Raw genomic sequence first — 25,794 nt, 5'->3', positions numbered from 1 at the left:
GCCGGTCTAGATGCTGTACTCCGTGGGAGCGTTCGTAGCTTCCACAAGCCGTTTCGTACCCGGCGGCGCGAACTCTTTCAGTATACGGGTTCCCCAGACCCCGCACTCGCCGGTTCGTCATTATGGAATCCAACCCGTTTAACGGCGAAAAGCCACATGTGTTTCGAGAAGCCACCAAAGAAGTGGCTTTTCGAAACACATGTGGCTTCTGGGCGTAGAAAAATATTTACGCTTCCGAGGGCTTCGCGCCGGTCAGGCGGTACGCCTTGTACACGCCCGTCACGTTACGGACCACGTTCAGCACGTGCTCCAGCATGAAGCGGTCACCCAGCTCCAGGGCGAAGCGGTCCACCACGGTGCGGTCCTCCGAGGTGTGCACGCGCGCATCCAGAATGTTCACGCCCGACTCAGAAATCGCACGGATCAGGTCGCTCAGCAGGCCCTTACGGTCCAGCGCCTCCACCTGAATCTGCACACGGTACGTAGCGGTCGGCGAAGACGCCCACTCGACCGTGGTCACGCGCGGCTCCTCGTCAGCGTTACGCATGTTCGGGCAGTCGCGGCGGTGCACCGAAATGCCGTTGTAGCGGGTCACAATGCCGATAATGTCATCCGGCGGGACCGGGGTGCAGCAGCGCGCAATCTTCGTCAGCACACCCTCAGCACCCGGCACAATCACGCCGTTATCGCCAATCGCCTTGCGGGTGGACTTCAGCAGCGTCTCGTCAAAGTCGCTGACCTCAACCTCGGGTGCTGGCTCGTCGCCGCGGTGCACCTCAACGAGGGTGTCAATGACCTGCTTCGGCGCGATCTCGTGCTCACCAATCGCACGGTACAGCGACGCCACATCGTTCTTGTGCAGCAGCTGAGCCACCTGAGTCATGATCTCCGGGCTCATCATCTTCTGCAGCGGCAGCTCACTGTTGCGCATGCTCTTGGTGAGCATCTCGCGGCCGGCGAGCAGCGCCTCCAGGCGGCGTTCCTTCGCGAAGTACTGGCGGATCTTCGTGCGAGCGCGTGAGGAGCGAACGAACTTCAGCCAGTCCTCGCTGGGTCCGGCGTCTTCGTTCTTCGTGGTCATAATCTCCACGGTCGCGCCGGTGGGCAGGACCGTGTGCAGCGGCACGAGGCGGCCGTTGACCTTCGCGCCGACGGTGCGGTCGCCGACCTCACTGTGGATCGCGTAGGCGAAGTCCACGGGGGTGGAGCCGTTGGGCAGGGCGATTGCCTCGCCGTTGGGGGTGAGCACCACGATTTCGTCGGTGTCGAGGGTGTCAGCGAGCGACTCGTAGAACTTCTCCGACTCCGGGTTGGAGTTCGAAATCTCGGCAATAGACTGTAGGATGCCGACGTTCATCATCGCCGAGGTCTGGGTGCCCGGCTCCTTCGGGTCCTTCGCGGGCGCGCCGCCACGAGCCGCAACCTTCTCGCCGCGCGATGCCGCCTTGTAGCGCCAGTGCGCAGCCACACCGTACTCAGCTTCTTCGTGCATCTTGTAGGTGCGGATCTGAATCTCAAGCGGCAGGTTGCCCGGACCGTACACGGTCAGGTGTAGCGACTGGTAGTTGTTGTTCTTCGGGTTCTTAATGTAGTCCTTGAAACGGCCAGTCATCGACGGCCACAGGGACAGCACGTGGCCGAGCACGGTGTAGCATTCCGCCTCTTCCTCGACCATGATGCGCACGGCAAGGATGTCGTTAATCTCGTCGAAGCTGCGGCCCTTCGTCTTCATCTTCTGATGAATCGAGTAGTAGTGCTTCGGGCGGCCCGTCACGGTCGCGTCGATGCCCACCTCTTTCAGACGCTCCGTAATCTTGGTGCGCGCCTCGTTCAGGAACTTTTCGAGGGCGGGGGTGCGTTCGCCGACCATACGCACCATCTCGGCGTAAATTTCCGGGCTCATAGCGGCGAAGGACAGGTCCTCCAGCTCCCACTTAATTGTGTTCAGGCCCAGGCGGTGCGCGAGCGGCGCATAAATTTTCAGGGTCTCTTCCGCCTTCTTCGCGGCGGAAGCCTGCGGCACAAAACGCCAGGTGCGGGCGTTGTGCAGGCGGTCGGCAAGCTTAATGAGCAGCACGCGGATGTCCTTGCTCATGGACAGCACGAGCTTACGAATCGTCTCGATGGAGGCGTTCTCGCCGTACGTCATCTTGTCCAGCTTAGTCACGCCGTCGACCAGGTAGGCGACCTCCTCACCGAACTCTTCGGTGAGCTGCTCCATCGTGTAGTCGGTGTCTTCCACCGTGTCGTGCAGCAGACCCGCGGCGAGCACGGGGCCGGTCGCGCCCATCTCCGCAAGAATCGCGGTCACGGCGACCGGGTGGGTGATGTACGGGTCGCCACTCTTACGCTTCTGACCCTCGTGGCAGCGGTTCGCCACCTCGTAGGCGCGCTGCAGCACCTGAATGTCCTCATCCGGGTGGTAGCGGCGCACGGCACGCACGACCGGCGCAATCATCGGGGAGAAACGGATGGTACCGCCGTGCGAGTCGGAGGCTTCCATCGTGCTACTGCGGCCACCAAAAACGAGGCGGTTAGGCACACGCCCGCTAGCAGCCATGACACGGTGCGAGCCGCGCTTCCTCTTCGCATCAGACGAATCAGTTTCAGGCAGAGGAATCGGGCCAGCGGGCCGAACCGCGGGCTTCTCGGCGGTCCCTGCAGGGTTCTCAGCGTTGGTGTTCACGGCAGGTTCTGCACTCATTCCGGGCTCCTTTGGACGTAACAGCGATGACCTGAGCCCCCGAATCTGCTCGTCGTTGAAAGGCGTGGATGCGGGCGCGCAGTATCTTCTACCTTTATCCTACCCAGCACGCGGATATGAGCCAAAATATGCGCGTAAACTATGCCGCACTGTGACACATTAGACCTGTGAAATATTAGGCCGGCAGGAACAGACCAGCGGGTATAAGACCCCGGGCACGCTAAAGGGGAGCCGACACCTTTCGGTATCGACTCCCCTATCGTTAGCAACGCCAGTAGCGCTGGCGGAACGCTGGCTAACCGTTCAGGTTCACGCGGTGAATCTCAATGGTTGCACGTGCCGGCTTCTTAGCAGGCTTCTCGGTTGCCTTCTCGTCCTCGGTCGCCTTGTCAGCAGATTCCTCAGACTTCGCAGCCTTCTCAGCCTCGGCGGGCTCCTCCGAAGAGTCACCCTCAGCCTCGTCAGCATCCTCAGCGTCCTTGAAGCTGCCGCTCTCCACCTTCGCGGTGTGCTCACGAATCTGAGCCTCACCCAAACGCAGCGAAGCATACAGCGGCGCAGACACGAACAGCGTACCGAACATGCCCACCAGAATACCCACAAACAGCGACAGGGACAGGTCCTGCAGAGTACCCGCACCCAGGATGAACGCACCAATGAACAAGATCGCACCCACCGGCAGAACACCCACAATAGCGGTGTTAATCGAACGGACCAGAGTCTGGTTCACCGCCAAGTTAATCTGCTCGGCAAAGGTCGTGTCACGGCGTTCCAGCACATCCTCGGTGTTCTCACGAATCTTATCGAACACCACCACCGAGTCGTACAGCGAGTAGCTCAGAATCGTCAAGAAACCAATAATCGCACTCGGAGTGATCTCAAATCCGAACGCGGCGTACAGGCCAACCGTCACCACCACGGTGAAGAACAGGCCCGCAATAGACGCCAGCGACATCTTCCAGGTACGGAAGTAGAACGCCATACCAATCAGCGCAAGCACCACAAACGCGACCAAACCCCAGAACGCCTGACGGGTCACGTCCGCGCCCCAGGTCGGGCCCACAAACGAGGAGGTCACGTCATTCTCAGAGACGCCGTAACCCTCCTGTAGAGCCGCCTTCACCTGCAGAGTCTCATCATCGCTGAGCTTGCTCATCTGGGCACGAATCGTACCCGGCGCAATATTGGTCACGCGAACATCCGAAGCGTCCTTCGCCTTCTCGTGAATAATGCGCTCACCCGTAGCAGTATCAACGTGCGCGGTCTTCGAGACCACGAACTCCGAACCGCCACGGAAATCAATACCCAGATTGAAGCCGCCACCAACAGCCGGAATCAGAACCGAAACCGCCATCAGCACAGCCGCAAGCAGCAGCCACAGGCGGCGCTTACCTACGAAGGGGTACGAGCGGGCACCCGAATGCAGGTCATTACCGAAGCGGGCAAAAGCATTAGGTTTCACATCGGTAGCCATGCTTAGCTCTCCTTCTTCTCATCAGAAGCAGACTCGTCAGCCTCAGCGGCAGCACGCTCTGCACGGCGACGCTCAGCAATGCTCAGCTGCTTCTCCTCCGGGCTGCGGAGGCGACCGGCACCACGGTACAGCGGCGTAGCGCCCAGCGACTCAGGCGACAAGCCCGAGTGGCGGTGGCCCTCACCAAAGTAGCGGGTATTCGATAGCAGAGTCAGCATCGGGTGGGTGAACAGGTACACGACCACAAGGTCAGCAATCGCAGTCAAACCAAGGGTGAACGCGAAGCCCTTCACCGAACCGACCGACACCACGTACAGCACCACAGCAGCCAGCAGGTTCACAGCCTTCGACGCCAGGATAGTGCGGGATGCACGCTGCCAACCGTGGTTCACCGCCGACGGGATTGTGCGGCCCGCACGGATCTCATCACGGATACGCTCGAAGTAGACGATGAACGAGTCAGCCGTAGCACCAATCGCCACAATCAGACCCGCCACACCAGCCAGGGACAGGCGGTAGTTCAACGCCCAACCCAGCAGCGCAATCGCCTCATACGAAATGATGCCTGCAACAATCAGCGACATCATCGTGACAAAGCCCAGCAGACGGTACTGGAACAGCGAGTACACGAACACCAGCAGCAGACCAATCAGGCCGGTCAGCAGACCTACACGCAGCTGCTCCGAACCCAGGGTCGCAGAAATCTGCTGCTCCGACTGGATCGTGAAGCTAATCGGCAGGGCACCGTACTTGAGCTGATCGGCGAGAGCCTTCGCCTCCTGCTCAGTGAAGTTACCGGTAATCTGCGGCTTACCATCAGAAATCACTGCCTGCGACACCGGGGAGGACAGCACCTTGCCGTCCAGCAGAATCGCGAAGCGGGCACGCGGATCGTTTGCGTTCTGTGCACGAATCGCGTTCAGGCGAGAAGTAATGTTCTGGAACTTCTCACGAGCAGCATCGTTGAACTGAATGTTCACAGCCCAACGGCCCGTAGTCACGCCCTGACCGGTCGTCTCCTGCGAGTGGCTTGCGGTAGAAATATCGCTACCGCTCAGCTCCACAGGACCCAGAATGTACTTCTCCTGACCGTCAGTGGAACACGCCACCATCGGCTTAGTCGGGTCAGCACTATCGGCATCCTCATTACGTGCCGCGGTGCAGTCCTTCGCCTCATACTGCTTGTACAGGTCCGCAGTAATCCAGTTACGGTCAGAGCCGTCAGTCGGTTCCGCAGACGGCTTGGGCAGCTTATCGTCCGCAGTGCGGGCATCCTCAGCCACCGCAGTACCGGCACCAGACAGCAGCACCGGGCGGAACGTCATATTTGCAGACGCCTGAATCAGCTGACGAGTCTCAGCGCTAATCGTTCCGGGAACCGAAACAACCACGTTATTACCCGAGCCGAAGGAGGTGGTAACCTCCGCCTCCGAAACGCCGGCACCATCAACGCGCTGACGAATAATCTCAACCGCCTGGTTCAACTGCTCCTGGGAGACGTTCTCATCCGAAGAGCCATTGACCTTCGGAGAAAGAATCATCTGAGTACCACCCGAAAGGTCCAGGGCGAGCTTCGGTGCCCAAGAACCTCCCGCGTAGGTGGTGCCGAAAATACCGGCAGCCATAACAACCATGAGCAGGACCATCGAGAGGAGCGCCCCTCGCGCGGCTGCAAGCGGTGAACGCTTAGCCATAATGTTCCTTCTTCGTGTGAATAGTATTGAGTGTTCTACAGATTCCGTAACGCGAAAACCCGACGCCGCTCACTGGGCGCCGGGCTCATACGCTCTGAATTACTTAGCAGTATCAGAAGAGGTATCGGAAGCGGGAGCTTCGGATGCGGTAGCCTCGTACGCGTCCTCGGTCAGGGGCGCTGCGGGGGCTTCATCCTCAACAAGGTTCAGGATCGCGTTCATGGACGCAGTAATCACAACGCCCTCTGCAATCTGAAGCTGCAGCTTGTTGTTCTCAAAGTCAGTGCTGACAACGGTGCCGTAGACGCCGGAAGCAGTCATCACCTGATCACCGGGAACGAGCGCACGTCGCATTGCCTGCAGCGCCTCCACCTGCTTACGCTGACGCTTCTGGGCGGAGAACATCATCCATGCCAGCAGCGCCATCATGGCGATCATAATCAGGAGGTTAAAATCCATGGTCTCACTTTCACATCCGCACCCGTGCCGCTCACCGCGAGGGTTGAGCGTACCAGAAGGTGTGGAATCGTAGATACAGTACGTATCCATCCTACGCGAGAGCATGAGCTTTAGTGACCCGAACCAGCGTTTTTGTGAGGTTAACCTGAGTTTTGGACTCTCTCGGCGTAATTTTATGTCGCTGGTAAAGACCGGCAGAGCCCAATGGAACCCGACAGCGCCTGCAGAACCGGTAGAAGAGTGCCGCCCCTGCAGAAGAGCTTGCCGCGTCTGCAGAAAAGCTACCGGGGCACAGAGAAGCCCGCAGGAGGCGGATACCTCCCACGGGCTACTACAGTGTTATCAGCTGGTGCGGGGCTAAAGCTGATACGGATTTAGATCTGAATCTCCGGGGCCTCCAAGCCGAGGTGCTCCCACGCCGCGGGCAGAGCCACACGACCGCGCGGGGTGCGACCAATCAGGCCCTCACGCACCAGGTACGGTTCGGCAACCGTCTCCACGGTCTCCGTCTCTTCACCCACCGCAATGGCGAGGGTGGACAGACCCACCGGGCCGCCGCCGAACTTGTGAATCAGCGCCTCCAGCACGGCGCGGTCCAGGCGGTCCAGGCCGCGCGAATCTACCTCGTACATGTCCAGCGCGGTTGCGGCATCGGTCGCATTGATGCGGTCCACGCCGTTCACCAACGCCCAGTCACGCACACGACGCAGCAGGCGGTTCGCAATACGCGGCGTGCCGCGGGAACGACCGGCAATCTCCGTGAAACCCTCGGAGGTAATCTGCATATCCATCAGACCAGCGCTACGGCGCAGCACCAGCTCCAGCTCCTCCACCGAGTAGAACTCCAGGTGACCGGTAAAGCCGAAGCGGTCACGCAGAGGGCCGGGCAGCAGACCCGCACGGGTCGTCGCACCCACGAGGGTGAACTGCGGCAGCTCCAGCGGAATGGAAGTCGCACCCGCACCCTTACCGACCACAATGTCCACACGGAAATCTTCCATCGCCATGTAGAGCATTTCCTCAGCCGGGCGGCTCATACGGTGAATCTCATCCAGGAACAAAACCTCACCGGGAGTCAGCGAAGACAGAATCGCCGCCAAATCACCCGAATGCTGAATCGCCGGGCCGGAGGTAATGCGCAGCGGCGCCTCCATCTCTGCCGCAATAATCATCGCGAGAGTGGTCTTACCCAGACCGGGAGGACCCGAAAGCAGCACGTGGTCGGCACTACGGCCACGCATCTTCGAAGCCTCCAGCACCAGGGACAGCTGCTGACGCACACGGCGCTGACCCACAAAGTCATCCAGGGACTTAGGGCGCAGTGCCGCCTCAATCATCTTCTCTTCAGGCTCTTCTTCCATCGCCACCAGGCGCTGGGCGGGAGCTGAAGACGCCTGGGTGCCGGGCACCTGACCGGGAAAATACCCGCCGGAAACCAGGGACGCCGCGGGCTGCGGCTCATAGGGATTCTGGCTCATAGAATTCTTCTTTCACAAAAGTTTGAGTGGGATACATCGAACAGGGCGCACCGTTTAGTGGCGGCCCACCGTGTTCTGAGTACCCAAGGAGGCGAGCACACCGCGCAGAGCCACACCCACCGGCTCAGTCTCTGCGGCAGGGTTGTGCTGCACGTAAGCGTCAATAGCGGCGGAAGCGTCCTTCTCACTCCAGCCCAAGGAGGTGAGAGCGTCAAGCACCTGCGGCTTCCAGACAATGCCCTGACTCAGCGGCAACTCATCAGTCTGGCCATCGCTGAGAATCAGCTTGCCGGCAAGCTCCAGCACAATACGGCGGGCACCCTTCGGACCGATACCGGGAACCTTCGTGAACGCCTTATCGTCACCGGTCGCCACGGCGCGCTCCACCTCAGCGGCAGTGTGAACACTCAACACCGCCAGAGCAATACGCGGACCAATACCGGAAACCGAAAGCATCATATCGAACACTTCACGCTCGGCAGGCTCCGAAAAACCGTACAGAGTCATCGACTCTTCACGCACAATCATGGTGGTCAGCACGGTAGCTTCCTCACCAGTGCGCAGCTTGGAGAGAGTACGCGCAGTAGCGTACACGAGCATGCCGAAACCGTTCACGTTAATCACCGCATGATCAAGGCCCACCTGAGCCACACGACCGGTCAGGGATGCAATCATTTCTCTCCACCTTTCAACACCGCGCCCACAGATTGAGGCTCGCGGCAGTGTGAGGGCACCGGGAACTCCGGCACCCACAGAACGCACTCCCCCAGTTCAACGGGGAGACACTATAAGTATATTAGAATATTTCTTCTGAAATCAAGCATATATTCGAACTTCTTAGCGAATACATGCGAGCCAACAGGAGACGGCACACAAGCCCACGAATGCGCCTCTAGCGGCGAGCACGCGCCTCCGCCTCCATCCAGGCACGCTGCGCCGGAGTCAACGACCCGCCACGGCGAGCCTGCGCCGGGCGTGAACCCTGGTGAGTCTGCGTCTGGGCCGCCATGTTGATACCCGAACCAATACCGCCGCCACGCCAGCCGTGACAGATCGCAATCGCCAGGGCATCGGCAGCATCGGCGGGCTTCGGCATGGAATCCAGCCCCAAAATGCGGGTCACCATACGACCCACGGACGCCTTATCGGCGCGGCCGCTACCGGTCACCGCTGCCTTCACCTCCGAGGGGGTATGGAAGAACACCGGCACGCCGCGCATTGCCGCAGCAGAAATCACCGCGCCTGAAGCGTGTGCCGTACCAATCACCGTGTTCACCTGCTCCTGAGCGAAGATACGCTCAATCGCCAGGGCATCCGGCTTGTAGGTGTCGAGCCAGTGGGAGGCGGCGTTGAAAATCCAGAGAATACGCTGGTCCAGGGACTCCGCCGGGATCGTGCCGGCAACACCCACGTTCACGAAGTGCGCCTTACGGTCGGCGGTCATATCGAGCATGGAGAAGCCGCAGCGGGTCAGACCCGGGTCAACACCCATGATGCGGGTTGCACCCGGCACACGCTCCACGGCGGCGGCGGTACGGTTCTCGCGCATGCTATCGCGTGCGGCAGGTTGAGCGGCGGCCATCATCTCCCCTTTCGACAAACTCCCTATAGAATCTCTAGATTCTAGCCCTTCAGAATCCTAGCACCCGGCACCGGAGCATGCCACGAGCACTGTCATAACGAGCACGCGGTCACCGCGTAAACAGTCACCGTGCGCCCCGCGAAAAGTACCCAGCACATCCCCAAAAAAGCCCCAGACGCTAAGAAGCCACTCCCCCAACCAGCCACCCTACGGCGGCTCGGTTAAAGGAGCGGCTTCTTCAAGCATCAGATATCAGAATCCGAGTGATTACTCAGCTTCCAGCTCTGCCATAACCTCGTCAGAGACGTTAGCGTTCGAGTAGACGTTCTGAACGTCGTCGAGCTCTTCAATAGCGTCTGCCAGCTTCATGAACTTCTTAGCGCCCTCAGCGTCCAGGTCAACCTGCATGGTCGGGCGGAAGACCGGGTCGTCGTTGTTGTACTCCAGGCCAGCCTCGTCCAGTGCCTTACGGATCTCAGGCAGGTCGGTCGCTGCGGACACAACGGTGAAGATATCGCCCTCGTCCAGAACCTCTTCAGCACCTGCATCCAGAACAGCCATCAGAACGTCGTCCTCGGTCAGACCGTCAGTCTTGGTGACCTCAGCAACGCCCTTACGCTCGAAGAGGAACGCAACCGAACCCTGGTCAGCCATGGTGCCGCCGTTACGGGTCACAGCCAGGCGAACCTCAGACGCTGCACGGTTACGGTTATCGGTCAGACACTCAATGTACAGAGCGGTACCCTGCGGGCCGCGTGCTTCGTACATGATTTCGGTGTAGTCAATGGTCTCACCGGTCAGGCCAGCGCCACGCTTGATTGCGCGGTCAATGTTGTCGTTAGGAACGGAGTTCTTCTTCGCCTTCGACACAGCCAGGTCAAGAGCGGGGTTACCAGCAATATCAGCGCCACCCATACGTGCCGCAACTTCAATAGCCTTAATGAACTTCGCGAAAGCCTTCGCGCGCTTAGCGTCGATAGCAGCCTTCTTGTGCTTAGTAGTCGCCCATTTAGAGTGACCGGACATTCGTATCTCCCTTAGTCAAAACCTCCGTGCGGGCACGGCGAAACGTCCCACGCACCGTACTGTACTCACATAACTATACCGTAGCGGAGGCGCACACCACCTCAGAAAGTGCACGCCACCGCCAGGAATAGGCTAGCGGGGGCGAGACGCAGCCGAAACGCGTGCCTTCTCCACCAGCGAGTCGTCAATCGTGTTCGGCGTGAACTCGCCAAACTTACGCTTTGCCGCCTGCTCGATCAGGTAGTCCGAAATCTTCGGGTTCTTCGGCAGCAGCGAACCGTGCAGGTAGGTGCCAATCACGTTGTGCACGCGCGCACCCTCGTACGCATCGGTCACGTTGTTGCCCTCACCCTTGGTGACGGTAGCCAGCGGGGTGCAGCCGGGGCCCAGGTAGGTCAGGCCCGAGTGGTTTTCAAAACCAATCACGGTGCCGAACTCCTCAGACTCCTCAACAATGTTGCCGATCAGGCGGTCATCGCCGCCGACCGTGTGCGCAACAAAAATGCCGATACCCTTCAGCACCTCACCCTCACGGGTGCGGAATTCCTTACCGAACAGCTGGTACAGACCACAAATGACGAGCATCGGCACACCAGCCTCAGCCAGCGAGCGCAACGTGTCACCGTTCGCGTGCAGGTCATCCTGAATCACGGACTGACCCGAGTCCTGACCGCCGCCACCCAGAATAATGTCAACATCTTCCGGGAAAGGCTGACCGGGGTTGTGGTCCAGAATCTGCACGTCAAAGCCGTGCGCCTGCGCGCGACGAGCCAACGCCAGAGTGTTGCCCCAGTCGCCGTAAATGTTCATGTCGAGCGGGTACAGCTGCAGAATACGCAGAGTCTTACCGTTATTGGGGCCGGAGGCGGGGGTGCCCTCAAAAGTGTGAGTTGCCGTCATTAGGAAACCCTCTCAACGTCAGTGATCTTTGCGAGCTCTTCACGCAGAGCCAGCATTGCGGTGTAGGTGCAGAAAATACGCATGGGCGCGTTACCGCTGGAGGCGATGAAGCCCTTGAGCGCATCGGCAAGGTTCTCGTTGACCTTGTCAACCTTCACGCCGTCATGCTCCAGGCGCAGCGCCATATCCCAGGCACGCACACCCGAAACCATCTGCACGCCGGTCTTCTGCAAGCTGTCGAAGTCAACATCCCACAGCCAGGACACGTCACGGCCGTCAGCGTACTGGTCGTTAATCGTGATCATGGTGGCGTAGTCGTCAGCGTTCGCGCTCGCCAGGGACAGGCGGAAACCGCTCGGGTTCTTCACGAGTAGCAGCTGCAGCGGGCGGCCGTTCACGTTCAGGGTCTCACCGCGACCGAAGGCGGGGGTAATCTTCGCCAGCTCCGCAATGAGCTTATCTTCGTTGAGCTTCTCCCCCATGACGGCGCGGGTCAGCGCCATAGCTCCAGCCGCGTTGAAGATGTTGTAAATGCCGTAGAGGTTGATCTCGCCGACTCGCTCCACACCCGCCAGGTCGAACGTAGCGGAGGTGCCGGAGAACGCGGTCAGGGTGACGTCAGCGTCGGGCAGGGTTGCCTTCGCGACGGTGCCGCCGCGCATCTCATCATCCGAGGGGAAGTACGAGCGCAGGGACTCATCCAGGCCGTAATACTTGACGGTCACGCCAGGCTGCACGTTCTCAGCGAGGGAGCGAATGCGCGGGTCCTCACGGTTGAGCACCACGGTGCCGGTCGTTGCGGAGGCGACGGTCGCCAGCATGCGGCGGGTCGTGTCAATCTCACCGAAGCGGTCCAGCTGGTCACGCAGAACGTTCAGCAGCAGAGCGTAGTCGGGCTTGACGGCCTTCACGAAGTGCACGGCGTGCGCCTCATCCAGCTCAAGCACAGCAATATCAGCGTCAAGCTTGCCGCCGAGGGTCATCTCGCCCAGCAGTGCCGCGGCGACACCGCGCACAAAGTTCGAACCGGTGCGGTTAGTGAAAACCTTCAGACCCTGAGCTTCAAGCAGCTGCACAGCCATCTTCGTGGTGGTGGTCTTACCGTTCGTGCCGGAGACAACAACCACGCCGTAGGGCAGCTTCGCGAGCTCTTCAGCAACGAAGTCGGGGTGCAATTTTTCCATGACAAGGCCGGGGAAGGCGGAGCCGCCGCCGCGAAGCTTAGTCGCGGCGCGTACGCCCTGGCCGAGAAGACGAATGAGGGGTTTGGACATGCTTACCATTTTAGTACACGCACGCCAGCGGCTGAATGGTGCGCCCGGCTCGTTCGCTCATGCCGGACGGGGCGGGGTTACTGGGGTTTTGGCGCAGGGGGTTTGGTGCGAGGGTTTTGGTGCGGGGCTCCGGCTAGAGCGGAGCGCCGGGGGTATTAGAACAGCGAGCCCGCTTAGAACAGAGAACCCTGCACCCTCACCCGCGTGAACTCCTGCGCCGGCTCCACGAGCACGTTCCGCCACGCGGCAGTATTCACCAGGAACGCCGCGTCAGCATCGCCGGTGTGGGCGCTCAAAAACTGACCCGCCGCACCCGTACAGAAGAAACCAGCCGCCCCGCTCTCCAGACCAGAATCACCCAAACCAGGATCACAGGGCGCCAGCGGTTCGGGCGACTGTGCCCGCAGAGCCGCATACGGGCGGTTCATGGCGAGCGACGGAATCCACGGCTCATCCAGGGCGGTAAGCGGCACCTCCGGCTCGGTACACGCCAGCTCGGCGAGCGCTTCGCGGGCGCGGGTAACCGCCTCCTGATGGGCAACACGAAGCTGCGCGCCGGGCAGCGGGTTCGTCCAGGCGCGGTACTTGCTCGCCACCTGCTTGACCTGCGGAATCTTCGCGAGGGCGGTCACGGCGTCCTCGGCGCGGCGAATGGCAAGGCCGTCGGGTGCGAGCGCAATGTAGGTGGCGGTGGCGACCGCCTGCTCATCCAGGCGGCGCGGGGTCGAATGCAGGGAGCTCGTGCCGACCTTGTGCGTACCGTCGGGGAAGGTCGCGATGTAGAGGCGATGCTCCAGCATAGCGTAGGCGCGCATGGATTCGGTGAGCGTTCCGGGGTACAGGTGCGCGCTGTGCAGGGCGGTAAATTCGTCGCGAGCGGTGCAGCGCGGGCACTGCTGACCACGCTGGATGCGGGTACCTTCGGGGCAGGGTACGCGGCGGATTCCCGCGGAGGCTCCCCCGGATTCGGAGGCGGATTCGGGGGCGGCGTCATTGCTCGTGCCGGTGGTGTATCCGGCGCAGTAGCGGTAGAGTTCCCCCTCGCTATCGCGCGGAATGCGCAACCCCAGGTAGGCGCCGGGGGTCAACGGAATCTGGATGCGAACCCCGCTCGGAACGCCAGGCTGCGCGGGGTTGCTTTCCTGGTTAGGAGCGCTCTCCCCTGTCATATGGGGTGCCCCTGCCACTTGAGATGCCCGGTTTTGAGCTCCTTCAGCGACCCCGCCGGGCACGACCGGTTCCACCTCAATGAGCGGGCGGCGGTTGGACCAGCGGATCTGCCTCCAGATGAGCAGCTGCGGCGCGCCTACAGAATCACCGGCGGCGGGCGCAGCAGCAAACTCATCAAAAGCAGTCTCAAGCAGGTTGGGGTAGTCCATAGCATTCCACTCTAGCGGGTCTGGTACATCTAGTGCTGGCAAATCTAGCGGGTCTGGCGGGTTCGTGGCACGACCGGCGGGCTCACCCTAGACGTTCCGCAGATTCCCGGCGCGCTCGCCCCCACCCGCATCCGTCACGCGCATCCGCAGAACGCAAAAAGAGGCCAGCGTCCTTCACGCTGATCCGCACCCCCGCAGTGTTGCCGTGCGTTCACGCACGACGGGGTGGGTTCTCAGCTGAGGCGCTGACCTCTGTGGTTGAGGCAGGGCGCTTACCCTGCCAAGCCCGAAAGCGATCGGTGACCGCTATTTTTCGGTGAGCTATGCGGTGTTCATGGAAGCCGGAAGCTTCCCCGCAGCGTCGCTGCATTTAAAACTTTGCCATATCCAATGGACATAACATCATTCAAATACGCATCGACTGCCTAATCTACGCATTTATGAAGCAAGTTTTTTCTGCACTGGTTGGCAAATTGAAGGAACTAGTGCAGATTTTCAAACTCACCAAGCTGTCTAGCTGAGGCGGGCAAACCCCTCCGCAATAGCCACACGCATATCGTCCAGCGTGCGGGACATGGTCTTGGTGTGAGCGATAATCGGCAGGAAATTCGTATCCCCACTCCAGCGCGGCAGAATGTGCTGATGCAGGTGATCAGCAATGCCCGCGCCGCCAACCTTGCCCTGATTAATGCCAATGTTGAAGCCGTCATTATGCGACACCTCGCGCAGAACCTTCATGGCGAGCTGGGTCAGCTGCGCAATCTCCATGGTTTCAGCCTCGGTCGCATCATCGTAGAACGGGATGTGACGATACGGGCAGACCAGCAGGTGCCCGGGGTTGTACGGGTAGAGGTTGAGAATCACGAAGGCATGCTCGCCGCGGTGCACAATCAGCGACTCCTCGTCACTGCGGCTGGGCGCGGTGCAGAAGGGGCAGGTCTTCTCGGTATAGTCCTTCTGGCCACCGCTCACGTAGGCGGTGCGGTGAGGGGTCCACAGGCGCTGGAACTGATCCGGTGCGCCGGGCAGCTCGAAGGAATCCTGCACCGAGGCTGCGGTGCCATGCTCGGGGGTCGTGTTCTCGCTCATAGTCCCATTCTATAGCCCGCACGCGGCAACGGGAACGCCCCGTCCGTCATGCGTGCCAGATATGAGATAACTCCCCCGGCAGCGCGCTTAGCTGTGCTGCTTTTCCAGGTGAATGATGCGGGTCGCACCCTCATAGGTCATGGGGAAGCTCAGCACGCCGTTCTCCATGGTGAATTCCTTGGTTTCCTTATCGGAGGCGTAGGGTGCGCGGGCCAGCTTCGCACGATCCACGTGCGAAACGTAGCTGAAGCTGCCGGTCTTCGCCTCGAAAGTGCCAACCCAGAAGGGGGTTGCCAGCTCTTCGTGGTTCAGGTGGTAGGTGACCTCGATAATGCCGTCGTGAATGACTGCGTCCATGTAGTTCTCGAGATTGGTAGAGTCCTGCTGAACCCAGGTGCCGTCAGCGCTTGCAGTCGAACGCGTTGCGAGCACGGAAGAAGGCACAGCCGTCACGGCGGATGCGGCAGGCTCCTGGTTGCTCGTGCTATCCGGCGCGGGGGTCTCAGTGGGCTGGGTCGCGGTCGGGTGAATCGACGGGTCATGCGAGGTAATAGCCGCCGCCTTAATTCCGGTGCTGTCGTCGCCGGGGGCGGGAACGGCGCTGGGCTCGACGGTTTCAAAAGCTGCGGGGTCAACAACCGCACTTGCGGAGGCGTTATTCGGTGCGGGTGCACACGCGGTGAGAGAGAGCGCGCCGACGAGTAGAGCGAGCGCGCCCAGGGTGGGCTTAGGTGCCACGAAAGTGTCCTAACAGAGTATGTGTTTGAGTGAGTTTGTGAGTTGAGTGGTGCCTCCCCGTGAGTGAGGTGGGGATACGGCGACACCCCGTAGCGCATTGAGGCTACAGGGCGTTCGATAACCGGCACGGTAGATAGTTTATAGGCTCTGGCTAGGAGTTTCACCAGTAGCGATCATTTTTAAAAAGATAGTTTGGTCACATTAGACCTTAAGTTGAGGGGTTTTTCACGCACACGAGCCCCGATTTGCACTCCGCGGGCTAATTTTGCCTCGACAAGGCAAAATATCCCACACGGTGGCGTGGGTGGCAATTTTCTTGCCTTCGTCTTGCCTTCGCGTGGGCTCGGCGCCCAAACCCACCGCTTCAATAGGTATGCGGTGTGGGTTTGAGCACCGAACCTCAACTGAGCTGTTATAGCTACGCTTATATCTGCGCTACCGCAGCCCAGCTACTATTCGCAGACTCCTACTGCTTGCGGGAACGCAGCGAGAACTTCTCACGAATAATCGTGAATGTCTGGCGAGTTTCCTCCAGCAGGGCGACCGGCTCCTGCTCACGCACCGCAACCTCATGAGATGCCGATGAATCGGCGGGTTCACCAGCCTGCGCGGCACCCTGCGCGGTGTTCGAGGTGGCCTCTGCGGAAGCTGCCGCAGCAGCACCAGGAGTACCAGCAGCACCCGGAGCAGTAAAGCCCTCGGCAGCAAAACCAGTAGCGCTAAACCCAGCGGTACCGAAACCAGTACGGCGTGCCGCCTCCGCATCCGAAGGAACCGGGTGCACACCGTCTTCATCCACGACCTCACGCAACGTGTAGTCGCGGGCTTCACGGCGCGCATACTCACGAGCCAGCAGGGCACGCAACTCAGAAATCTCCTGGCGAAGATCGTCCACGTCAGCCTTGGTTGCGGGGTACTCCTGCTCCTCCCTGCCACCAAACTTTTCGATAATCCAGCTCGCGAGCGCACCGGTAGCAACCGCGACCAAGCCCCCGCCGTACAGCATGACGATCACGGCGATGACCCTGCCGATACCGGTGACCGGGTAAACGTCTCCGTAGCCGACCGTGGCGAGGGTCGTGAACATCCACCAGTAGGCGGTGGGCAGGTCACGAATCATCGCGCCCGGCTCGGAGGACTCCACCGAATAGATCGACAGGGCAAACATGATGATGAAGATCGCGGTGTATCCGAAGAGCTTCACCGCCAGCTCTGAGAGCCTCTTATATTGGCGGTTGGCGGTCATATAAATCATGGAGAGGAAGCTGACAATACGCCACGCGGGCAGCAGCACAATCGCCAGGTTCATCAGGTTATGCGTGATGAAGTAGAGTCGCCGCGGCGCCAGGTACAGGCGCACGCAGTAGTCGGCGGCGAAGAGGCCCCACAGAATCATCTGAATGATGTTGAGGTACCCGTCGTACGGCTCCTGAATACGCGTGCTCATGATGGGCGCGGCGAACGCAAGCAGGTACAGCACGGACGCCACGAACATGGGCGTGGAAGTGCGGTCTTCCCACGCGGCCAGGTTCTTCTCGCCGCGGTACTTGCTGAGCGTGCGGAACAGGCGGGTGCGCGGGGCGCGACGCGGCGGGTCCGTGACGGTGCGGGTGACCGTGCGGATAGTCGTGGTGTGCGTTTCAGGTTCGCCTACATCAATAATCTCGGCGTCACCATCGGGGTTACCCTGGGTGCCCGCTTTCTGGTCGCCCTTGCCGTGCGGGTGATGCGTGGTGCGGGTGATGCGACGCTCCTCGCGGTGCGTACCGTCCGGCGCGTCGGTGGTGGCGTATTCTTCGACGACCTCTTCGTAGTCGTCGGGGTCCAGGTCGGTGGAGTAGACGGAGTGGGTGCTGTCCAGGCGGGCGCTATCAATCTGCACGGCATCAACCTGTACTGCCTCCATGCCGGGGGCGGTAGCCTCTGCGGGGCTACTTGCTGCAGCACTAGTTTTGGCGGCACTGGATTCTGCCGGTGCCGACTGGGTATAACCAGCCTTCGTGGTATTCTCAGCGGCGGCTTCAGATGCGGTAGTTTCAGATGCAACAGTTTCAGGGCGCGCAGACGCACCCACCGGGCTGTTCCCCGGAATATTGCCCGAGGTATTCCCCGAGGTATTGGGTGCTGTGCCGTTCTTTACCGTGTTGTCTGTCTGGTTCTGTTCTGCCTTATCCATAGTGTGAATGATACTCCACGCCGTTGCGTTTGCGTTTCTATTTCGTTGCACTGTGACCTTGTGCTGTGACCTTTGGGCGGCGGTCTTTACACCGCGGTTTTGTGCACGATACTGTGTCGAAATCGGGCGGCGGTTCGGTTGCGGTGGAGAACCGTTCGGGTGCGAAGATGACGGTGTATTGTGCGGGTGTGGATCGTAAGGAGCGTAGTGTGCCTGCGGGTGGCCGCGTGTTTGTGGAGGATTTGGGGGTGCGTGCTTCGGCGGGTTCTCCCCTATTTTGTGGTGTGGTGACTTCTGATAGTACTGCTAGCTGGAATGTTACGGCCCTCGGCGGGCGTGCCTAAGAGCAGCTGCGGCGCTAATAAAGCCTGCACAAGGGAAAACAGGCACCTCTGGTAACGATTATCTTTTGTATTAGAGGTATATTAAGAACGGACTACCCGCCGTTATTAACCAGCCGTTATCAATCAATGGAGATACACCGATGACCGCTCAGTCGCCTGATACCACTGAGGTTGAACTTCCCAAGTTCTACGAATTCATTCCCAGCATTCTTGCTTACCTATCTGACGGCAACTCCCGCACCAATAAAGAGATTTATAGCGCTGTAGCAGAGCGCTACCCGCTTTCTGACGAGCAGCTACTACCCTACCTGCCGAACGGCAAGCGTCCCGTCTATGTGGACCGCATTAGTTGGGGCTTGACCTATCTCAAGATGTTCGGTGCGGTTGATTCCCCTCGCCGCGGTCAGCAGGTTATTTCTGACGAAGGCTTGAAGCTGATTGAGGCTCATCCTGGGGGCATCCCCGATGATGTCGTCGCGCATATCGTTCGTTCCGCCCGCAGCACGCGTGAGCGTTCCCAGTCTGATAGTTCCGAGCAGGACCCGCAGGAAACCCCGAAGACCGCTACCAAGACTGTTGCCGTCACGACTGCACCCTCTGAGGTGTCTGATAGCACCCCGCAGGAACTCATTGATGAAAGCATCACTCAGATTGAGTCCGCGCTGACGCACGATATTTTGGAACGCGTCCGCGCAATGTCTCCGACTGCTTTTGAGCATCTGGTGGTGGATGTTCTGTTGGCGATGGGCTACGGCGGCCCGGCAGGACGCGGCACCGTTACTCCGGCTTCCAATGACGGCGGCGTGGACGGAATCATTGACCAGGATGCGTTGGGTCTTTCAAAGATTTATGTCCAGGCTAAGCGTTACGCCAAGGACAATGTGGTGGGACGCCCTGCCCTTCAGAGCTTTGTGGGCGCACTGCATGGCAAGGCAACGCAGGGAGTGTTCATCACGTCGAGCTCCTATACGTCTGACGCACGCGGCTATGCGGAGGAACTTGGTGGCGGAGTTTCCCTCGTTCTGATTGATGGTGAGCACCTGGCGCGCCTCATGATTAAGTACGGTGTTGGCGTACAGGTGGCACGCACGTACACCATCATGAAGCTTGATGAGGACTTCTTCGACGAAGCCTAAACGTTACACAAGCGTGGGGTGGAAAGCATGTAGCTTTCTGCCCCACGCTTTCTTTTGGGTTAGCCGCCTTTTGGGTTAGCCGCTGGAATGTTACAACCCTCGGCAGCCGCGCCTAAGAGCAACCGCGGCGTTCAGAGTGTGGTGGGTGCGCCTCCGCAGGCCCGGGCGTATTCCCCCGGAAAGCCAGCAAATACGCGGCAAACCACCGCATCAGCACGGTGTATAACCCACCCCCTTTATGGTGACAAGTAGTCGCCAAGCTTAGCCATAGCTAAGCGGAAAAGACGGTGTTCAAGAGCACATACTGAAAGGTAAGACAGTCTCACTAAGGAGATTCATCATGACCACCGTTGTGTCAAACACTTCCAAAGCACTCAAGTCCCCCTACGAGGACACCCTCAAGCGTCTACTCTCCGATGCGCGCGCAGAAGCCGTCGAATCCAGCGTCTCCGAACTCGAGCGCCTGGCAATCTCCCACGACGCATCCCACTACCTGCTCGTGCCCGCCGGCCTGGTCCGCCCCGACTCCGCCGAAGACGTCGCCAACATCTTCCGCGCAGCCGGCGACCTCGGTCTGCCGCTGACCTTCCGCTCCGGCGGCACCTCCCTCTCCGGCCAGTCCAGCGGCGACGGCCTCATGGTCGACACCCGCCGCCACTTCAAGAAAATTGAGGTCCTTGAAGACGGCAAGAAGGTGCGCGTGCAGCCCGGCGCGACCATCATGATGGTCAACAACTACCTGGCACCCTACGGCTACAAGCTCGGCCCCGACCCGGCATCTTGGTCCGCCTGCACCATCGGTGGCGTGGTCGCGAACAACTCCTCCGGCATGTCTTCGGGCACCAAGTACAACACGTACAACACCCTCGACTCCATGGTGTTAGTGCTGCCCAGCGGCACCATCATCGACACCGCCGAGCCGGACGCCGACCAGAAGCTGCGCTCCCTCGAACCTGAACTCCACGAGGGCCTGCTGCGCCTGCGCAAGCGCGTGCTTGAGAACCCCGAATCCATGGCGAAGATTCGCCAGCAGTACTCCATGAAGAACACCATGGGTTACGGCCTGAACTCCCTGGTCGACTTTGAAACCCCCGTGGACATTCTGCAGCACCTGCTGATTGGTTCGGAAGGCACCCTCGGTTTTGTTGCTTCGGCTACCTACCGCACCCTGCCGATTCTGAAGAACATTTCCACCGGCCTGCTCGTGTTCGACAACCTGATTGATGCTGCACGCTCTGTGCCCGAACTGGTTGCTAACAAGCTCGCTACCGTCGAGCTGATGGACGCCACCAGTATTCGTGTGGCTCAGCGTACCGGCCAGGCTGCGGAGGCGCTCGCCGCCATCGACGTGAAGGACCACGCCGCCCTGCTGGTCGAGTTCCAGGGCAACTCCGAGCAGGAGCTGAACGACCTGGCTGCCGCTGCGGCACCCATGTTTAAGAGCCTGCCCGTGGCGTCGCCCGTGTCGATGACCAGCAAGCTGTCTGAGCGTAACGCACTGTGGGCTGCCCGCCGTGGCCTGTACACCACCGTTGCGGGTAACCGCCGCTCCGGCACTAACGCACTGCTGGAAGACGTGGTTGTTCCTGTTGAGGTTCTGGGTAACACCTGTAGCGACCTGACCAAGCTGTTCGACGCACACGGCTACAAGGATTCCGTGATCTTCGGCCACGCGAAGGACGGTAACATCCACTTCATGCTGAACGAGCAGTTCCGCGACCCGAAGCAGCTGGACCGCTACCGCGACTTCACTGAAGAAATGGTTCAGCTGATTCTCGGTAACGAAGGCTCGCTGAAGGCTGAGCACGGTACCGGCCGTATCATGGCTCCGTTTGTGAGCCGCCAGTTCGGTGACGAACTCTTCGACGTGATGCGCCAGATCAAGCGCCTCATTGACCCGAAGGGCTTCATGAACCCGGGCGTTCTGCTGGTTGAGCCGGACACCGACTACGTGACCGACCTGAAGGTCGCTGAGACTGTTGAGGAAGAAGTCGACCGCTGCGTGGAGTGCGGCTACTGCGAGCCGGTCTGCCCCTCCCGCAACCTGACCCTGACCCCGCGTAAGCGCATCGTGCTGCGCCGTGAGATTGCTGCCGCTGAGGCGAACGGCGACCACGAGCTCGCTGAGCGTCTGCGTAAGGAGTACGAGTACTACGGCATTGAGACCTGTGCTGTGGACGGCATGTGCCAGACTCGCTGCCCCGTGAACATTAACACTGGCGACCTGATTCGCCGCCTGCGTTCTGAGAACCAGGACAAGCTGGCCGCCGCCGGCTGGAAGGTCGCCGCGCAGCAGTGGGGCATCATGGACAAGGTCGCTGGCAAGGCCCTGACCGTGGCGAAGAACCTGCCGTTCCCCGTGGTGCACGGTACCACCAACATTGCCCGCAAGGTCATGGGCGACGACATGGTTCCCTCCTACAAGAAGGACCTGCCCGTCGGTGGCCCGACTCGTAAGCCGCACAAGGACGCTAACGCTGAGATTGTGTTCTTCCCCGCCTGCGTGAACTCCATGTTCGGCGGCGTGGACGGCGACGGCAAGCACGACCCGGTCAACGCAACTCAGGCGTTCATTCGCCTGTGTGAGCGTGCCGGCGTGAAGTACCGCATCCCGGACAATATTGGCGAGATGTGCTGTGCTACCCCGTGGAAGTCGAAGGGCTTCACCGACGGCTACTCGATTATGAGTGACCGTGTGCTGAAGTCCCTGTGGGAGGCTACTGACGGTGGCCGCCTGCCGGTCGTGTGTGACGCTTCGTCCTGTACTGAGGGCCTTGAGGTGATGCGCGAGAAGGTTATTAAGGCGCTTGAGCACAAGATCGTGAACGGCCTGAAGCCGGGCGAGCCGGACTACTCGCGTCTGCGCATGTACGACGCGGTGCAGTTCGCCGCCGACAACATGCTGGACAAGCTGACTGTGTCCGCTCCCCTGCCGTCGATTGCTCTGCACCCGACCTGCTCCATGACTCACCTGGGCACTCAGCCTGCGTTTGAGAAGATTGCGAACGCGATGAGTGACGACGTGTACGTGCCGAAGCACTGGGGTTGCTGTGGTTACGCGGGTGACCGCGGTATGCTGCACCCGGAGCTGACTGCGAGCGCTACTGAGGCTGAGGCTGCCGAGCTGAGCGAGCAGAAGCAGTTCGCCGCATACATTTCGGCTAACCGCACCTGCGAGCAGGGCATGACGGAGGCGACCGGCCACAGCTACCAGAACGTGCTGCAGCTGCTCGAACGCACCACCCGCTAAAAGGTTGAGCGCATAAGCTGACGAAAGAAGGGACCCGGCGGGCTATCTGATGGATAGCCAGCCGGGTCCCTTTTTACATTCTGCAAACCTAATAAATAGTCGTGTCAATTCTTCTCATAAATATCATATAGAAGAATTCACCATCGCGTAGAAGTTTATATATTCTAGTATTGACCTAAAGAGCTGATCATCTTCGTACAGTTTCATATCAACATAGATATTAGTAATTGCAGTTTCCAGATGATGAATCGCATAGGTGGGATAAGGGGCTCTTCATAATTGAGGGTGTAGTTGGGGTCTGAATCCTCCTGTTTCAAGGAGTGCTCGGGTGATGTAGTGGGTGTGGCGCCACACGTGTTCATCCGCCCCGATGACACGCACCCCTTCACACCGAGCTGGATCATTGATCAGCAGGCGCGCCCCTTCTGCCAGGACAGCGGTGTTGGCGGTATTCCAGGACACACCGAGGGCCTGGGAGATACGCGCCACCGTCAGATGGTGGACCACCAGGCCCGTCAGCGCCCAGCGCACCGCCGCACGCGAGAGCTTGGCGCGCGGATCGGCCGCTTGGCTCATATCTTGGCGCCACACATGGGCGCACTCCGGGCACCGGTAGCGGCGCACGCTCACGTGCAAGATCGTGGGGCGCCACCCGTAAGGCTCGTGCGCCAAGCGCCTGACCACCGTGTCACGACAAATGCCCTGGCACCCGCAGCGTCGACACCACCGGTCCGCACCAGTAATACGGCATGCCAACACTGCATGGTCTGCCTCAATGCGCTGGCCCGTCACTTCTAGGCCCAGGTCATACAGGCGCGTGAACGCGCTCAGGTTAGGGCGATCAAAGGTAGTATTGGACATGTCGAAATCTTTCGGATGGACGGTGTAGCAATCTCCATCATCGGAAGACCTCGACCCCTACCCGGCCACGACACGCCCAACGCCGCCCACAACACCTACACCCTCAAATGCGAAGAGCCCAGAAACTGCGTGCATGCTTTGAGGCACGCACTCTACCTGTGAATTTAAAAATTTATGCAAGCTACAGCTTGCTACGCAACCAATTTAACGAAACTTTTTTCTAGGATCTTTAAACGTTCCTATAAATTTTAAGTCATTATAAAGTTTTTCTGGATCATCGGGTTTAAAAGTAGCGTTTGCATAATAATACAAAGAATTCCCTTCATTCACACCTTTTTCTTTAGATGCTCTTATAATTTCTTCTGTGGCTTTTTTCGAATGCATACCAATTTCTTCAGCTAAAATTTCAATTGGAACAATCTCTCCGTTTATGGTACGAAAAGCTACAAAAAAGTCTGAATCAATAAATGAAACCCCAAAATCTGCAAATGCTGGACATTGAGAATCTGAATCTTCCATTCCTTCAGTGTATTTATTAAATTCATCTAACGTCTTATTTGATGTTCCTATCCATACAGAAATCATATTTTTTGTATCTGAATCAATCATTTTAATCGTCCTTTCTCAATTATCGAAAATGGCTCTTCGCATTTGAGGGTGTAGGTGTTGTGGGCGGCGTTGGGCGTGTCGTGGCCGGGTAGGGGTCGAGGTCTTCCGATGATGGAGATTGCTACACCGTCCATCCGAAAGATTTCGACATGTCCAATACTACCTTTGATCGCCCTAACCTGAGCGCGTTCACGCGCCTGTATGACCTGGGCCTAGAAGTGACGGGCCAGCGCATTGAGGCAGACCATGCAGTGTTGGCATGCCGTATTACTGGTGCGGACCGGTGGTGTCGACGCTGCGGGTGCCAGGGCATTTGTCGTGACACGCTGGGCAGAACGCTCAAACGCCGAGCCGGGGACATCCTCGCCTACTTCGACCAACCCCACACCTCCAATGGCCCTACCGAAGCGATCAACGGCCGCCTCGAACACCTACGCGGCTCCGCCCTCGGATTCCGAAACCTCACCCACTACATCACCCGAGCACTCCTTGAAACAGGAGGATTCAGACCCCAACTACACCCTCAATTATGAAGAGCCCCATATGGCACAGACACACAAAAAAAAGAGGTAGGGCTGACAATAGCCCTACCTCTAAGATGTTTTAAGATAGCACGGTTGACTAGTCATGATTCCTGAATGCAAAGAAGTACATGGTAGCCGATGCCAAACCCATACCTAAGGAAATCATAAGAACGTTTGGTGAACAAAGATTTCCCATTCCCTGAATCACTGTCAAGAACAGACAGGAAAGAGAAAATACGAGGATAAAAGCACCGATGCTCTGAAAAATAATACTTTTCATAATATACCTCCTTGGTTGCTTATAATGCACCTCGGCAGCTCCATGCAGCTACTGCCAGCTGAGCGGCCAAACCGGGAAGACCCCCAGCCCCCTTTTCTCAGTTGCAGCATCTATTTTCGACTATTAGATAGTCCAATAATCAATACTGCTATTGAGATGCCGTAGAGAATTCCAACCACTAGGTCGCTGACATTTGACACTACGTTCAAGATAATTGCCAGGATCAAGAACAGCATCCCAACAGGAACATACTTATTCGACTTCATACGCTCGTGCTCCCTCAATAATCAACAGCGATACATCATTTTCAGGACCATCCAGCTACCCATTTTCTGAATGACTATGGACGTTCGCCTTACTACCACGCTAGCACTCTGGAGCTAAAAACTAGCCCGCGACACAGCTTTTTGCACCCAGACGCACTCCCCACCTCACCTCCTCAAAGGGTACAAAAACCACCCCCTCCGCAGCTTGTCGCCGCAAAAGGGGGTGGTTTTCTATATAGCTAGGTTATAAGCCTAAACCGCTACTACTCAGCAGCCTCCGTACTGGGCTTGGGGTCTTCGTTCACGCGGTTGCGGATATCTCATAACCTGATAAATTGGTTTTCAATGTCAACATATGAGGTAACAGGAGGATGTGCCCAGATCTCAACGCAACGTGATACCGGGAGTTTAATTTCTCGCCGGATATGAGGCGTTTCCTTTTCGCCATGGTCTTCACTCCTTCACATGGGTATATGAACCCTACCGTGATTTTGAGGAGCGTGCATGATTACTCTCAGCAATCTGTGGAAAACTAGCTTCGAGAGCAAGAA

General features: G+C 59.0%; 19 protein-coding genes and 1 pseudogene. 4 read left to right on the top strand and 16 right to left on the bottom strand.

The genetic code is table 11. From position 1 onward, the window contains the following. Positions 1-226: 226 nt before the first annotated feature. From O3649_RS03030 to O3649_RS02965, 14 genes are all read right to left on the bottom strand, one after another. Complete coding sequence (locus O3649_RS03030; RefSeq protein WP_371572704.1) at positions 227-2,704, bottom strand: bifunctional (p)ppGpp synthetase/guanosine-3',5'-bis(diphosphate) 3'-pyrophosphohydrolase; 2,478 nt, start codon at positions 2,702-2,704, stop codon at positions 227-229. A gap of 295 nt (positions 2,705-2,999) precedes the next feature. Next, positions 3,000-4,178 carry a protein translocase subunit SecF gene (gene secF / locus O3649_RS03025; RefSeq protein ID WP_070615798.1) on the bottom strand — a complete coding sequence of 393 codons (1,179 nt, stop codon included), beginning with the start codon at positions 4,176-4,178 and terminating at the stop codon, positions 3,000-3,002. Between the two features lie 2 nt (positions 4,179-4,180). Next, on the bottom strand, positions 4,181-5,872 hold the full coding sequence (gene secD, locus O3649_RS03020) for a protein translocase subunit SecD (RefSeq protein ID WP_371572702.1): 1,692 nt from the start codon (positions 5,870-5,872) through the stop codon (positions 4,181-4,183). Between the two features lie 99 nt (positions 5,873-5,971). Beyond that, on the bottom strand, positions 5,972-6,331 hold the full coding sequence (gene yajC / locus O3649_RS03015; protein WP_371572700.1) for a preprotein translocase subunit YajC: 360 nt from the start codon (positions 6,329-6,331) through the stop codon (positions 5,972-5,974). A gap of 374 nt (positions 6,332-6,705) precedes the next feature. Then, positions 6,706-7,692 carry a Holliday junction branch migration DNA helicase RuvB gene (gene ruvB / locus O3649_RS03010; protein ID WP_193389563.1) on the bottom strand — a complete coding sequence of 329 codons (987 nt, stop codon included), beginning with the start codon at positions 7,690-7,692 and terminating at the stop codon, positions 6,706-6,708. 171 nt (positions 7,693-7,863) lie between these two features. Next, positions 7,864-8,484, bottom strand: a complete 621-nt coding sequence (ruvA, locus tag O3649_RS03005) for a Holliday junction branch migration protein RuvA (RefSeq protein WP_005505871.1) — start codon at positions 8,482-8,484, stop codon at positions 7,864-7,866. A 217-nt stretch (positions 8,485-8,701) separates the two neighbouring features. Beyond that, on the bottom strand, positions 8,702-9,358 hold the full coding sequence (gene ruvC / locus O3649_RS03000) for a crossover junction endodeoxyribonuclease RuvC (protein ID WP_049362705.1): 657 nt from the start codon (positions 9,356-9,358) through the stop codon (positions 8,702-8,704). 300 nt (positions 9,359-9,658) lie between these two features. Beyond that, positions 9,659-10,417, bottom strand: a complete 759-nt coding sequence (locus O3649_RS02995) for a YebC/PmpR family DNA-binding transcriptional regulator (RefSeq protein ID WP_070506196.1) — start codon at positions 10,415-10,417, stop codon at positions 9,659-9,661. A 132-nt stretch (positions 10,418-10,549) separates the two neighbouring features. Further along, a complete protein-coding gene (locus O3649_RS02990; protein WP_371572698.1) occupies positions 10,550-11,317 on the bottom strand; it encodes a type 1 glutamine amidotransferase in 768 nt (255 codons plus the stop codon). Beyond that, on the bottom strand, positions 11,317-12,600 hold the full coding sequence (locus O3649_RS02985; protein ID WP_303972172.1) for a Mur ligase family protein: 1,284 nt from the start codon (positions 12,598-12,600) through the stop codon (positions 11,317-11,319). The genes O3649_RS02990 and O3649_RS02985 overlap by 1 nt, the downstream gene beginning before the upstream one ends. Before the next feature lie 164 nt (positions 12,601-12,764). Beyond that, complete coding sequence (locus O3649_RS02980) at positions 12,765-13,970, bottom strand: hypothetical protein (RefSeq protein ID WP_371572696.1); 1,206 nt, start codon at positions 13,968-13,970, stop codon at positions 12,765-12,767. Between the two features lie 513 nt (positions 13,971-14,483). Next, positions 14,484-15,059, bottom strand: a complete 576-nt coding sequence (locus O3649_RS02975) for an HIT domain-containing protein (protein WP_049342029.1) — start codon at positions 15,057-15,059, stop codon at positions 14,484-14,486. 87 nt (positions 15,060-15,146) lie between these two features. Beyond that, a complete protein-coding gene (locus O3649_RS02970) occupies positions 15,147-15,797 on the bottom strand; it encodes an aspartate ammonia-lyase (RefSeq protein ID WP_371572694.1) in 651 nt (216 codons plus the stop codon). 466 nt (positions 15,798-16,263) lie between these two features. Then, entirely contained in the window at positions 16,264-17,973 is a 1,710-nt protein-coding gene (locus O3649_RS02965) for an ion channel (protein ID WP_371572692.1), read from the bottom strand. Positions 17,974-18,086: 113 nt separating this feature from the next. Between O3649_RS02965 and O3649_RS02960 the strand changes: the two genes are divergently transcribed. From O3649_RS02960 to O3649_RS02950, 3 genes are all read left to right on the top strand, one after another. After that, on the top strand, positions 18,087-18,317 hold the full coding sequence (locus tag O3649_RS02960) for a hypothetical protein (RefSeq protein ID WP_141744435.1): 231 nt from the start codon (positions 18,087-18,089) through the stop codon (positions 18,315-18,317). A 140-nt stretch (positions 18,318-18,457) separates the two neighbouring features. Further along, the gene (locus O3649_RS02955) at positions 18,458-19,453 is read left to right on the top strand and encodes a restriction endonuclease (RefSeq protein WP_005505835.1); all 996 of its coding nucleotides are present in this window, start codon (positions 18,458-18,460) and stop codon (positions 19,451-19,453) included. A gap of 340 nt (positions 19,454-19,793) precedes the next feature. Then, positions 19,794-22,703: an FAD-binding and (Fe-S)-binding domain-containing protein gene (locus tag O3649_RS02950; RefSeq protein WP_371572690.1), complete on the top strand. Its 2,910-nt coding sequence runs from the start codon at positions 19,794-19,796 to the stop codon at positions 22,701-22,703. A 339-nt stretch (positions 22,704-23,042) separates the two neighbouring features. On the opposite strand, the pseudogene O3649_RS02945 reads toward O3649_RS02950, so the two are convergent. Next, positions 23,043-23,564: pseudogene (locus O3649_RS02945) on the bottom strand (ISL3 family transposase); the annotation flags it as partial. A gap of 204 nt (positions 23,565-23,768) precedes the next feature. Next, positions 23,769-24,173: an immunity 22 family protein gene (locus O3649_RS02940; protein ID WP_371572688.1), complete on the bottom strand. Its 405-nt coding sequence runs from the start codon at positions 24,171-24,173 to the stop codon at positions 23,769-23,771. 149 nt (positions 24,174-24,322) lie between these two features. Between O3649_RS02940 and O3649_RS02935 the strand changes: the two genes are divergently transcribed. Continuing rightward, positions 24,323-24,706: a transposase gene (locus O3649_RS02935; RefSeq protein ID WP_371572686.1), complete on the top strand. Its 384-nt coding sequence runs from the start codon at positions 24,323-24,325 to the stop codon at positions 24,704-24,706. Positions 24,707-25,794: the final 1,088 nt, after the last annotated feature.

Source organism: Rothia sp. 27098_8_29, from assembly GCF_041432785.1.
Taxonomy (GTDB): Bacteria; Actinomycetota; Actinomycetes; order Actinomycetales; family Micrococcaceae; genus Rothia; species Rothia mucilaginosa.
Note: the sequence above shows the minus strand (reverse complement) of the source record. Positions and strands in the feature narration are given on the sequence as shown.